Annotated in this window: 16 protein-coding genes; 11 read left to right on the forward strand and 5 right to left on the reverse strand. The window is 61.2% G+C overall.

Annotated features, from left to right (window positions below; translation table 11 throughout):
• Positions 1–11 precede the first annotated feature (11 nt).
• Positions 12–704 (forward strand): DUF2461 domain-containing protein, encoded by a 693-nt coding sequence (locus H4V96_RS00425; protein ID WP_196856393.1) that lies wholly within the window; start codon positions 12–14, stop codon positions 702–704.
• A 27-nt stretch (positions 705–731) separates the two neighbouring features.
• A complete protein-coding gene (locus tag H4V96_RS00430) occupies positions 732–1073 on the forward strand; it encodes a cupin domain-containing protein (protein ID WP_196856424.1) in 342 nt (113 codons plus the stop codon).
• Positions 1074–1082: 9 nt separating this feature from the next.
• On the opposite strand, the gene H4V96_RS00435 is transcribed toward H4V96_RS00430, so the two are convergent.
• The 5 genes from H4V96_RS00435 to H4V96_RS00455 all read right to left on the reverse strand — a co-directional run bounded on the left by H4V96_RS00435 (position 1083) and on the right by H4V96_RS00455 (position 4258).
• Complete coding sequence (locus H4V96_RS00435; RefSeq protein ID WP_010394163.1) at positions 1083–2129, reverse strand: NAD(P)H-dependent glycerol-3-phosphate dehydrogenase; 1047 nt, start codon at positions 2127–2129, stop codon at positions 1083–1085.
• Positions 2130–2245: 116 nt separating this feature from the next.
• On the reverse strand, positions 2246–2707 hold the full coding sequence (locus tag H4V96_RS00440) for an SH3 domain-containing protein (RefSeq protein ID WP_010394166.1): 462 nt from the start codon (positions 2705–2707) through the stop codon (positions 2246–2248).
• 83 nt (positions 2708–2790) lie between these two features.
• Entirely contained in the window at positions 2791–3264 is a 474-nt protein-coding gene (gene secB / locus H4V96_RS00445) for a protein-export chaperone SecB (RefSeq protein ID WP_010394167.1), read from the reverse strand.
• Between the two features lie 160 nt (positions 3265–3424).
• Positions 3425–3691, reverse strand: coding sequence for a glutaredoxin 3 (gene grxC, locus H4V96_RS00450; RefSeq protein WP_010394169.1), 267 nt, complete (start codon positions 3689–3691; stop codon positions 3425–3427).
• A 150-nt stretch (positions 3692–3841) separates the two neighbouring features.
• On the reverse strand, positions 3842–4258 hold the full coding sequence (locus H4V96_RS00455) for a rhodanese-like domain-containing protein (RefSeq protein WP_010394171.1): 417 nt from the start codon (positions 4256–4258) through the stop codon (positions 3842–3844).
• 106 nt (positions 4259–4364) lie between these two features.
• Between H4V96_RS00455 and gpmA the strand changes: the two genes are divergently transcribed.
• The 9 genes from gpmA to gspK all read left to right on the forward strand — a co-directional run bounded on the left by gpmA (position 4365) and on the right by gspK (position 12101).
• Positions 4365–5111: a 2,3-diphosphoglycerate-dependent phosphoglycerate mutase gene (gene gpmA, locus H4V96_RS00460; RefSeq protein WP_010394173.1), complete on the forward strand. Its 747-nt coding sequence runs from the start codon at positions 4365–4367 to the stop codon at positions 5109–5111.
• Positions 5112–5187: 76 nt separating this feature from the next.
• Positions 5188–6648, forward strand: coding sequence for a peptidoglycan DD-metalloendopeptidase family protein (locus H4V96_RS00465; RefSeq protein WP_196856425.1), 1461 nt, complete (start codon positions 5188–5190; stop codon positions 6646–6648).
• Positions 6649–6695: 47 nt separating this feature from the next.
• Positions 6696–8189 (forward strand): S41 family peptidase, encoded by a 1494-nt coding sequence (locus tag H4V96_RS00470; RefSeq protein ID WP_196856394.1) that lies wholly within the window; start codon positions 6696–6698, stop codon positions 8187–8189.
• Between the two features lie 84 nt (positions 8190–8273).
• Positions 8274–9026, forward strand: coding sequence for a molybdopterin-synthase adenylyltransferase MoeB (gene moeB, locus H4V96_RS00475; RefSeq protein WP_196856395.1), 753 nt, complete (start codon positions 8274–8276; stop codon positions 9024–9026).
• Positions 9027–9128: 102 nt separating this feature from the next.
• A complete protein-coding gene (gspG, locus tag H4V96_RS00480) occupies positions 9129–9581 on the forward strand; it encodes a type II secretion system major pseudopilin GspG (RefSeq protein WP_196856396.1) in 453 nt (150 codons plus the stop codon).
• 12 nt (positions 9582–9593) lie between these two features.
• On the forward strand, positions 9594–10088 hold the full coding sequence (locus H4V96_RS00485) for a GspH/FimT family pseudopilin (RefSeq protein WP_010394184.1): 495 nt from the start codon (positions 9594–9596) through the stop codon (positions 10086–10088).
• Positions 10085–10504, forward strand: a complete 420-nt coding sequence (gspI, locus tag H4V96_RS00490) for a type II secretion system minor pseudopilin GspI (RefSeq protein WP_280720640.1) — start codon at positions 10085–10087, stop codon at positions 10502–10504. Before H4V96_RS00485 ends, gspI begins: the two co-directional genes overlap by 4 nt.
• Positions 10504–11127: a prepilin-type N-terminal cleavage/methylation domain-containing protein gene (locus H4V96_RS00495; RefSeq protein ID WP_010394188.1), complete on the forward strand. Its 624-nt coding sequence runs from the start codon at positions 10504–10506 to the stop codon at positions 11125–11127. The genes gspI and H4V96_RS00495 overlap by 1 nt, the downstream gene beginning before the upstream one ends.
• Entirely contained in the window at positions 11124–12101 is a 978-nt protein-coding gene (gene gspK / locus H4V96_RS00500) for a type II secretion system minor pseudopilin GspK (RefSeq protein ID WP_280720641.1), read from the forward strand. Before H4V96_RS00495 ends, gspK begins: the two co-directional genes overlap by 4 nt.
• Positions 12102–12114 lie beyond the last annotated feature (13 nt).

Raw genomic sequence — 12114 nt, forward strand, 5'->3', positions numbered from 1 at the left:
GAATTTGACACATGCATGTGCGTGATTTGACCCAATTTTTACGTGAACTGAGCGACAACAACAACCGTCCCTGGTTTGTCATGAACAAGCCCCGCTACGACATCTTGCGCGAGGAATTCCTCGCGCTGGTCACCAACCTGATCGGTGAGCTGGGCAAGTTCGACCCGGCCGTGAAGTACTGCAACCCGAAGAAGGCCTTGTTCCGCATCAACCGCGACGTGCGTTTTGCGCACGACAAAAGCCCGTATAAAACGCGTTTTTCGGCCGCCATCGCGCCAAACGACATGCGCCGTCCCAGCAAGGCGGGCGGGCCCACTTACTATCTGCAGATCGATGGCCAGGGCAACTTGCTGTTCGGCGCCGGCGAATACATGCCGCCAGCTGGCCGCCTGAAGGCGCTGCGCGAGCACATGCTCAACGATGCGCCAGGTTTTTCCAAAGTGCTGAAAAATAAGCGTTTCAAGGCCCGTTTTGGCAGCTTGCAAAATGAGGGCAAGTTGCAGCGTCCGCCCAAAGGCTTCGATGCGCAGGCCGAACATATCGAATTCATTAAGTTGAAGAGCTTTTTTGTCTGGACCGAAGTGCCGCTGCCCGTGAACGAACCCGAGAAACTGCTGTCGACCCTGGCACAAGGCTTGCAGGATGCGTGGCCACTGGTCGAGTGGATGCGCGGCGCGAAAGAGCCGGGAGAAGTCCCCGAGTAATTGCTGAAATTGCTGAAGGAGCACATGATGGCACTGGAGCACGCAAGTTCAGGACAGGTGATCGAGGTGCTGCGCAGGGATGACGACGAGCTGTCGCAGTTTTCCGCCATCGCGCTGGCCAAGACGGACGAACTGGAATTGATCCGCATGTGCATGCCCAAGGGCAAGACCATGCCCGAACATCACGTGTTCGGTGAAATCACCCTGCTGTGCCTGCAAGGGCAGGTGGCGGTGACGGCGCATGGCGGGGAGCAGGTGCTGGGGCCGGGGCAGATGCTGTATTTGCGCGGCGGTCAGGCGCATGCGCTGGCCGCGCGCGAAGATAGTGTGCTGCTGCTGACGATACTGATGGCCAAGGCCTGGCGCTAGGGCCGTGGGTCAGGCCGACTCAGCGCGCGGATCGCGCGACAGCAGCTGCTGCACCATCAAGTGCGGCAAATCGCCATCGAACAGTACGCCGGCCACCGCATTCGTGATCGGCATGTCGACATCCATGCGGCGCGCCAGTTCGCGCACGGCCTTGGCGCAGGGTACGCCTTCGGCCACGTGACCGAGTTCGGCCACGATGGTCGCCAGCGCCTTGCCTTGCGCCAGGGCCAGGCCAACCTTGCGGTTGCGCGACAGGTCGCCGGTGCACGTGAGTATCAAGTCGCCCATGCCCGTTAAGCCCATGAACGTTTCTGTCTGGCCACCGAGGGCCGTGCCCAGGCGCGTGATTTCTGCCAGGCCCCGCGTGATCAGTGCGGCGCGCGCATTCAAGCCCAAGCCCAGACCATCGGCCACGCCGGTGGCAATCGCCAGCACGTTCTTGATGGCACCACCCACTTCCACGCCGACCAGGTCTTCGCTCGCATACACGCGGATGGTGCCGCCATGCAATGCCGAGACGACGGCGTCGCGCAAGGCGGCACTGTGCGAGGCGATGGTCAGCGCGCACGGAAGGCCGCGTGCCACTTCCTGCGCGAACGAGGGCCCCGACAGGGCGCCGCCGGCGACCGTGTCGCCCAGCACCTCTTGCACGATCTGGTGCGGCAGCAGGCCCGTGCCGCCTTCAAAGCCCTTGCACAGCCATACCAGGTTCGGGATGGCCTTGCCCTTCAGTTGCAGCAGCAGGGGCCGCAGGCCTGCCACCGGGCAGGCGGCGATCAGCAGACCCCGTTCGCCATTCGCGTGCGCGAGGGCGGCGTCGAAATCGGCGACCAGGCGCAACTGCGGCGGTAAAGCAAAACCGGGCAAATAGCTGTTTTCGCCGCTGGCGGCCATGGCGGCCATGGCGTCGCTATTGCGGCCCCACAGCAGTACGTCGTGGCGGCCGGCCAACGCCATGGCGACGGCTGTACCCCAGGCGCCAGCGCCCAGCACGGTAATGCGGCGCGGGGCAGCTGTAGCGGTGGTATCGGGAGTGTTTTCAGGGGAAACTTGCATGCAACCTCAGTCTGGCAGGGGGAGGGGCGCGGCGCGGTTGGCCGCTGCCCCGATGAATCTGGCGGTGCTTAGAGCCTATCCCAGTAGGGGATGTAGTCATCTACTGGGATAGGCTCTTACAAGCCCCACACTTCGCTGGTCTTGACATAGCCGCTCTGGCCATCTTTGTGGCGCACCTTGAGCCAGCCCGAGCTCGGCTGCTCGCTCATTTCCAGCAGCACGTTCTTGTCGACGAGGATAATCGGGGAAGCGCTGTCATCGGGGCTGACGCGTACCTTGAGGTTGGCGGCGCGCGCCACGACGTTGCGCTTGGCCGACAGACCCTTGGCTTCGGTCCAGGCCATTTCGCCGCTGGCGTCGCGCACCTTGACCCATTCGCCGTAGCTGAGCACGACTTCCAGCGGCATGCCGCGTGGCGCCACGTACAGCTTGCCACCCTTGGCAGACGGCGCGTCGTACAGGATCACGGGGGTCGCGCCCACCGTTTTGAAATCGACGGCGTGGCTGGCGGCGGTGGCCAGCAGCAGCATGGTGCCGGCTATCCAGCGCAACTTGCTCGAGAGCGCACTTTTCAACATGATATTTTTTGAACCTTAACGAAACACGGCGGCCAGGCCGCCGTGTCAGGCCAGCCTTGACGGCCAGCGGGGTCTTGCATAGCTTAGTGCGTTTCGCTGGCTGCTGGCGCTGCGGCAGCGGCGTCAGCAATAGCTTGCAGACGTTGTTGGTAGAACACTTCGAAGTTGATCTCGGCCAGGTGCACTGGCGGGAAGCCGGCACGCGTGATCACGTCGGCGATGTTGGCGCGCAGGTAAGGGTAGATGATGTTCGGGCAGCCGATTCCCAGCAGCGGATCGAGTTGATCGGCAGGAATGTTGCGCGCTTCGAAAATACCAGCTTGCTTGCCTTCTACCAGGAAAGCAACTTTGTCGCCGACTTTGGCGGTCACGGTGATGGTCACGGTCGCTTCGAAGATGCCATCGGCCAGAGGCGCAGCGCCCACGTCCAGAGCCACTTCGATCGCCGGTGCTTCTTGTTCCAGGAAAATAGCTGGGGAATTTGGTTGTTCCAGCGACATGTCTTTCAGGTAGACGCGTTGGATTTGGAAGACTGGTTGCAGATTTTCGTCAGACATGGAACGCTTTCGTTGTAAAGGACAAGAACGGCACACCGTTCAAATATGGTACTTGCGGTATGTCAACCGTGCCGGATAGGCACGGCCAGATCAGATGCGAGGGCAATTGTATCAAAACAATACGACAAGAAACCAAGCAATTTCTCGAACCGCCTTTATATCAGGCTGCCGTGCCATTTAACAAGGGGTCGAGCTTGCCGGCTTGATCGAGCGCATACAAATCGTCGAATCCACCCACGTGGGTGTCGCCCACATAGATCTGCGGCACCGTGCGGCGGCCCGTGCGTTCCATCATCTTGATGCGCTCTTCCGGGTCGAGGTCGACGCGGATCTTTTGCACGCTCACGCCCTTGGCTTCCAAGAGGCGCTCGGCGCGCACGCAATACGGGCACACGGCGGTGCTATACAAAATTACAGGTACGGTCATGATCATTCCTTCAGTTAAAAACATCGAACCAAACCTGCTGCACGTCGTGATTTGCGGTCTGTGATGCTCACTGTGCATTCGCACAGTTGCGCTTCTCATCCACAACTCCCACCGGCCCGCTACGGTTTTGTTGGGTGTTGCAATACGGACTTATTTCGCCAGCGACAAAGTTTTCAATGGCAAACCTTGTTTTTTCCATTCGTCGATGCCGTCTTCCAGGCTGGTGGCTTCGGCGAAACCTGCTTTGCCCAGCAGGCCGACGGCCGTTGCCGAACGCGAACCTTTCTGGCAAACCACTACAATGGGGCGCGTTTTGAATTTTTCCAGCTCGCCCAAGCGTTTTGCCAGTTCCGGCAACGGCATGTTTTTCGCGTCAGGCAAGTGGCCCGTGGCGAATTCTTCCGCGCCGCGCACGTCGACGATGATGGTCTTGCCACGGTTGATCAGTTGCGTAACTTCCAGCACGGTCGCGCGCTTGCCGCGCATCGACAGCAGCGGCCAGAGGAGGGCGCCGCCGGAAATAATGACGATGGCAAACAGAAAAATATGGTCGATAATGAATTTCACGTAGGGTCCAATGGTTTAAGTCAATCTGCGCATTATAAAATAGAAGCTGGACGAGGTCTTTTTACGTTTTGCTTTTTTGATTTGAACCCCTTGAGAAGATAGAACTATGTACAAAATCGTTTTCATGCGTCACGGCGAGTCCACCTGGAACCTCGATAATCGCTTTACCGGCTGGACCGACGTCGATCTGACGGAAAAGGGCGTCAACGAAGCCAAGGCCGCCGGCCAGATCCTCAAGCAGGAAGGTTTTACGTTCGACGTGGCCTACACTTCCGTCTTGAAGCGCGCCATCCGCACTCTCTGGCTGGCGCTCGACGAGATGGACATGATGTATTTGCCGATCAAGAACGACTGGCGTTTGAACGAGCGCCATTATGGCGCCCTGCAAGGCCTGGACAAGGGCGAAACGGCGGCCAAATATGGCGACGAGCAAGTACTGGTCTGGCGCCGCAGCTATGACACGCCGCCGCCGCCACTGGCGCAAGACGACGAGCGCGCCTCGTTCAACGATCCGCGCTATACCGGCTTGCCGCAAGCCTCGATTCCCCTGACTGAATGCCTGAAAGACACGGTGGCGCGCGTGATGCCGGCCTGGGATGAAGAAATCGCCCCGGCCATCCGCGCTGGCAAGAAAATCATCATTTCGGCGCACGGCAACAGCTTGCGCGCCCTGATCAAGATGTTGGACGGCATTAGCGACAGCGACATCGTGGGCCTGAACATTCCTAACGGCCAGCCGCTCGTGTATGAACTGGACGCCGACCTGAAACCGATCCGTCATTACTACCTGGGCGACCCGGCAGCGATTGCGGCAGCGCAAGCGGCCGTGGCGAACCAAGGGAAGGCCAAGTAACTTGTTGTCTTTCTTCCGCGGCACAGCGATCGCCCCCTCTGCTGAACGACCCCTGCCGGCGTGGCGCGCCGGTGCCATGCTGTGCGCAGCGCTGCTGCTATCGAGCGGCCTTGCTGCCGCTGCCAAGCCCACCGAGCGCAGCAAGCAGAAAGCGGCCGCGGAAGCACAACGTGCTGGACTGCAACAAAAGCTGACGGCGCTCAAGCGCGACATCAGCCGCACGGAAAGCGCCAAGGATGACGCGGCCGATACCCTGGCCGAGTCGGAAGAAGCCATCTCCAACGCCAACCGCGCCTTGCGCGACCTGGCGCAGGAGCAAAGCGAGACTGGCGTGAAACTCAATGCTCTGGGGCAAGAGCATCAGCAATTGACGGCCACTGTCGAAAAACAAAAGGCACAGCTGTCCAAATTGCTGCGCGAACAATATGTCGCCGGCAACGAAGACCGCATCAAGCTGCTCTTGTCGGGCGACAATCCGAACCGCATCAACCGCGACTTGCAACTGATGGCCTATGTGTCGCAGGCCCAAGCGCGCTTGCTCGACGCCTTGCGCGCCAACTTGCTGGCGGCGGAGAAAAACCAGGCGGACGTGCAGAACGCCAAGGATGAACTGGAAGAAATCGCCCAGGAAGAGCGCGATCAGAAGGCCCTGCTGGTGCAGGAAAAGGCGCGCCGCGCCGCCTTGCTGACTAGCTTGTCGCAGCGTTTGGTAGCGCAGCGCAAGGAAGTGGGCAATGTCGAACGCGACGAACAGCGCATGGGTAATCTGGTCGACAAGCTGGCGAAACTGATCGAAGAGCAGGCAGCCGCTGCGGCGGCCGAAAAGAAACGCCAGCAATTGCTGGCCGAGCAGCGCGCCGCAGCGAAAGCGGCCGCCGATGCCAAGATCGCCGCTGAAAAGCGCGAACGTCTGCTGGCCGCGCGCGCCAAGGCTGCGCAGGCGCAGGCTGAACGCGAACGCATCGCGAAAGAGCAGCAAAACAAATCGGGCAAGATCAAGCCGCAGACGCCGCCACCGCCCGTCAAGCTCGAACCGATCGATGACGATGTGCCGCCGCAGGTGGCCAACGTGGCGACCAAGCCCGAACCGAAGCCACAACCGGAGCCGGCACGCCCAAGCCTGAGCCCGGACGTGCCGGCCGGCGCCTTTGCAAGCCTGAAAGGGCAGCTGCGCGCGCCCGTGGCGGGCAAGATTGCCGCCCGTTTCGGCAGCAAGCGCGGTGACGGCCCCAGCTGGAAGGGCGTCTTCATCCGCACCGGCGAAGGCAGCGAGATCCACGCCATCGCCGGTGGCCGCGTGGTGTTTTCTGACTGGCTGCGCGGTTTCGGCAATTTGATCATCGTTGACCATGGCGGCCAGTACATGAGTATTTATGGCAATAATCAGTCGCTGCTGAAACGAGTGGGTGATGCCGTCAAGGGCGGCGACGCCATTGCCAGCGCGGGCAACAGCGGCGGCAACGAGGAATCGGGGCTATACTTTGAATTGCGTCATCAGGGCCGCGCCTTCGACCCCGCCACCTGGGTGAAGTTTTAAGTCCCCATCATTGCTGCGGCAGCGAATTTGTAGATTGCGAATAATACATGGGTATCAAAGTCAAAAGTATCGGCCTGATCGGTCTGGGCGTACTGGCCGGCATCGGCATGTCGCTGCAGTTCCCGGCCGTGGCGCAGAAAATCACGAATACCCCGCTGCCGCTCGACGAGCTGCGCCAGCTGTCCGATGTCTTTGGCTTGATCAAGTCCGATTATGTCGAAAAGGTAGAAGACAAGAAACTCTTGACGGAAGCCATATCCGGCATGGTCTCGTCGCTGGACCCGCATTCCGTCTACCTCGATAAAAATGCCTTCAAGGAAATGCGCGAAAGCGTGCAGGGCAAGTTTGTCGGCATCGGCATCGAGGTGAGCATGGAAGACGGCTATGTGAAAGTCGTCTCGCCCATCGAAGACAGCCCTGCCGCCAAGGCCGGCATTCTGGCCGGTGATTTGATCACCCGTCTCGACAACATCGCGCTGAAAGGCTTGCAGCTGGAGGAGGTCATCAAGAAGATGCGCGGCCAGCCGAAAAGCAAGCTGGTGCTGACCATTTCCCGCAAGGGCGAAAGCCGCCCGCTGGTCTTCCCCATCGTGCGCGAGGAAATCCGCGTGCAAAGCGTGAAGGCCAAGATGGTCGCGCCCGGCTATGCCTGGCTGCGTATCGCCCAGTTCCAGGAACCGACCGTCGATGATATGGTCAAGAAAATCAATGCGCTGTATGCGCAAGACCCCAAGCTCAAGGGCTTGGTGCTGGACTTGCGCAACGATCCTGGTGGCGTCGTGCCGGGCGCTATCGGCGTGGCGACAGCATTTCTTCCGGGTAATTCCGTGATCGTCTCCACCAAGGGCCAGTTGCCGGAATCGAAACAAGTGTTTTATGGCCGCCGCGAATTCTATGCGCCGCCAGGCGCCAAGGCCGATCCGTTGGCCAAGCTGCCGGCCGCGCTGAAAACCGTGCCATTGGTGGTGCTAGTCAATGCCGGCTCCGCTTCCGCCTCCGAGATCGTCGCCGGCGCCTTGCAAGATTACCAGCGCGCCACCGTCATCGGCACGCAAACGTTTGGCAAGGGGTCCGTGCAAACCTTGCGCCAGATCACTGCCGATACGGCCGTCAAGCTGACCACGGCCCGTTACTACACGCCGAAAGGTCGCGCCATCCAGGCGCGCGGCATCGTACCCGACTTGCTGGTCGATGAAACGGCCGAAGGCGATGGCTGGAACAGCCTGCGCGTGCGCGAGGCGGACCTGGAAAAGCACTTGGGCAGCGACGATGGCAAGCCGGAAGCGGCCAAGCCCACCATGGAAGGCATGCAGCAACAGCTCGATGAAGAGCAGCGCCTGGTCGCCACGGCGAAAAAGCGCAAGCCGCTCGAATACGGCGCCAAGGACGATTTCCAGCTGCAGCAAGCCTTGAACCACTTCCAGGGTTTGCCGGTGCAGCTGGCCAAGCTTGATGCCAAGGGCGAGAAGATCAGCGCCAAGCCGGAAATTGCGGCCGACATCAAGGCCGATGACAAGAAAATCCCTGTGCAGAAACCGTGATGCTTAACCCAATGCAAGTGCCGGGGTCGGACCCTGAGGGTCCGACCCCAGGGTTTGATCTGGGTTTGCAGTAGACGTAAAACCATGAACGACAATCAACTGCTGCGCTATTCGCGCCATATCCTGTTGGATCAGATCGGTATCGAAGGCCAGCAAGCCTTGCTCGATGCGCATGTGCTGCTGATCGGCGCGGGCGGGCTCGGTTCACCGGCCGCCATGTATTTGGCCGCCAGCGGTGTGGGCAAGCTGACTGTGGTCGACGACGACATGGTCGACCTGACCAATCTGCAGCGCCAGATCGCCCATACGACGGCCCGCGTGGGCCAGCCGAAAGTGCTGTCGGCGCGAGAAACCTTGATTGGCATTAACCCCGAGATTGACATCATCGCCTTGCAAGAGCGCCTCGACGGCGCGCGCCTGGCTGAACTGGTGGCCTGCAGCACCGTGGTGCTCGACTGCACGGATAACTTTGCCACGCGCCACGCCGTCAACCGCGCCTGCGTGGCGGCGCGGGTGCCGCTGGTGTCGGGCGCCGTGATCCGCTTCGATGGACAAGTGAGCGTGTTCGACCCGCGCACGGGCACGCAGCCGTGTTATTGCTGCCTGTTTCCGCAAGAGCAGCAGTTCACGGATGAGGCGTGCTCAAGCATGGGCGTGTTCGCGCCAATGGTGGGCGTGGTGGGCGCCATGCAGGCGGCCGAGGCGCTGAAATTGGTCATGGGCGTGGGGCAATCATTGGCCGGACGCCTGCTGTTGCTCGACGGCTTGCACATGGAATGGAGCAGCATGCGGGTGGCGCGCGACCCGGGCTGCGCCGTTTGCGGTGACGTGCTCTAGCCGCTCTGAGAAGCGGCGCAGAAATTTTTCCCTATATGACAGGCTTTGTCATATTTCCGCTTTATACTCTGCACTCATTACTTACCTTCTTCTTTCTTTCCTATGCAAAACGCAGCAAACCATTCGACCAGTCAGCGCCGCGCGCGCGGCTTCACCTTGATCGAAATCATGGTCGTGGTGGTGATCATGGGCATTCTCGCCTCGCTGGTGGTGCCCAAACTGATCGCCCGCACGGGCGAGTCGAAAGTGGCGGCAGCGAAAGTCGACATCGCCACCGTGATGCAAGCCTTGAAATTGTACCGCCTGGATAACCAGCGCTACCCGACCACCGAGCAGGGCTTGCAGGCGCTGATCGAGAAACCGAGTGCGGGACCGGCCGCGAATGGCTGGAAGGCGGGTGGCTACCTGGAAAAAATGCCCAAGGATCCATGGGGCAACCCCTACCAGTTCTTGTCGCCGGGCGTGAAGGGCGAAGTCGACATCATTTCGCTGGGCGCCGATGGCCAGCCTGGCGGTAGCGGCGACGATGCCGATATCGGCTCCTGGGAACTGTAAGTTTTCCATTGCATGCCTGCCATGACCAACGGTCGCGCAGTTCACAGGCAATGCGCCAGCGGCTTCACGCTGATCGAATTGCTGGTGGTGATGGTCATCATCGGCGTCACGCTGGGCCTGGTGTCGCTGAACGCCATGCCCAATGGCCAGCAAGCACTGCAAAAAGAAGCCGAGCGCATCGCCCTGCTGCTGCAGTTGGCGCGCGATGAAGCCATCGTGCGCAGCCGGCAGGTGGCATTCGAGGCTGACGAAAATCAATACCGTTTCCTGGTGCTCAATGAAAAGCTGTGGCAGCCCGTGACGCAGGACGATTTGCTGCGCGAGCGCGCATTTGCGAACACGCCCATGCTGCTCAGCGTGCAGCCGTCGAACAGCGTGGCCCAGCCACTGCGCATCATCTTCGGCCGCGAACCGGTCGACAAGCCTTTCGTGCTGACCCTGGCCAGCGGCGAGCGCAGCGTCGCCATCCGCGCCGACGGCATCGGCCATTTCACGGTCGAGCAATGATGGCTTTCTTCCGGCCACGGCGCCCGCGCTGCGCTCACTTCGGCTCGCCGTACGGCTGCCAGCGCGGCTTTACCTTGCTCGAAGTGCTGGTCGCCCTGGTCATCGTCGGCACGGCCCTGGGCGCCTCGCTGCGCGCCGTGGGCAGCCTGACGCAAAACAGCGACGGCTTGCGCAGCGCCATGATGGCCACCTGGTCGGCGGAAAATCACCTGGTGCGGCTGCGCCTGGCAAAAACCTTCCCGCAGACGGGCAAGCGCACGCTCGACTGTCCGCAAGGCGATTTAAAACTCATTTGCGAGGAGGAAGTGGTGGCCACGCCGAATCCCCGCATCCGGCAAGTGCGCGTGAATGTGTACGACGTGAAATATCCGGCCCGGCGCATCGTGCGCTTGGTCTTGCTGGCGTTCAACGACTGATGGCGCGCCGCAATCACTGCGCCGCAGGCTTCACCTTGATCGAGCTGCTCGTGGCGATCGGCATCCTGGCCATGGTCGCCGTACTGGGCTGGCGCGGCCTCGATAGCATCATGCGTTCGCGCGAAGTGTTGACCAGTCAGCTGGAGCAGGCGCGCGGCATGCAGCTGGCATTTGCCCAGATGCAGAGCGATTGCGATCACCTGGCCGGTGCCGGCCTGACGAACAAGCTGCTCAATGGCCGCACCAACCTGAGCGCAGAGACTGACCGCCTGACTCTGGTGCGCCTGGCCGCGTCGGAACAGGAGCCGCAACAGTTGCAAGTGGTCACTTACCGTCTGCGCGGCGGCGTGCTGACGCGGCGCGAGTCGAACGGCACGCGCGACCTGGCCGTGCTCGACACCCTGTGGCAGGCGGCGCGCGACGATACCGATAGCGCCAACGCCGACGTGGCCCTGATGCGCGGCGTCGACAGCATGGTCATGCGCGGCTGGAACAATGGCGCCTGGAATGTGCTGACGGCTGGCGCCAGCATCTCCACGCAAGTGCCGGGCCTGGAAGTGACCTTGCAAATGCCGGGCCAGGACGCTGGCCTGTCCAAAGTGTTCTTGCTGGGGCCGGGATGAAGCGCTTTTCCTGCCTTCCCCGCCAGCGCGGCGTGGCTGTCATCACGGCCTTGCTGTTGACGGCGCTGGCCATCACGGTCGTCGCCAGCCTGTTCTGGCAGCAGCAGGTGCAAGTGCGGTCGATGGAAAACCAGCGCCTGCGCCTGCAGACGCAATGGGCCATGCGCGGCATGGTCGACTTCGCCCGCTTCTGGCTACGCCAGGACAACCCCACGCTGACGGCCGCCGACGGCGTGTGGGCTACGCCGATCGAGGAAGCACGGCTTGACGATTACGTCGACCGCGAAAAGGTCGATACGGAAAAATTTGACGCCACCGTCTCGGGCCGCGCGCTCGATGCGCAGGCGCGGTTTAATATCACTAACCTGGTCGCCGCCACGGGCGGCATCAATCCGAAACAGGTGCTGGCCTACCAGCGCCTGTTGTCAAACATGAAGCTCGATAGTTCGCTGGCGCAGGCCACGGCCGATGCTGTGCTGCGCGCGCAGCCGAAGCCACGCACCGCTGACAGCGGCAGCGATGGCAAGACAGCTGCCGCCCCGCCCGCCTCGGGTGGCAGCAGCGAGCCGGTAGCGTTCACGCAGGTCGAGGATTTGCTGTCCGTGCCCGGCTATACGCCGCAGATGATCGAGCAGCTGCGCGATGTCGTCATTATCTTGCCGGAGATCACGGGTGTGAACGTGAATACGGCCCCGGCCGAGGTACTCGCTGCCGTGACGATGATGTCGCTGTCCGAGGCGAGCGCCCTGACTTTGAGCAATCCGCGTAAAAAGTTTGTTGATTTGGCAAACTTCAAGAATAATATTGATAGTAAGCAAGTGATTGAAGATGTGGAACTCGATGTGAAGAGCCGCTACTTTCTCACCGTCATCCGTGTGCGGCTGGACCGTGCCGCCCTTGATGCCGTGGCGCTCATCAATCGAAAAACGGATCCGCAGCGCACCACCAGCCTGGTCTGGTTGCGGGAAAATTAACAGCTGAAAGCGA

Source organism: Janthinobacterium sp. CG_23.4, assembly GCF_029892305.1.
Classification (GTDB): domain Bacteria; phylum Pseudomonadota; class Gammaproteobacteria; order Burkholderiales; family Burkholderiaceae_D; genus Janthinobacterium; species Janthinobacterium lividum_D.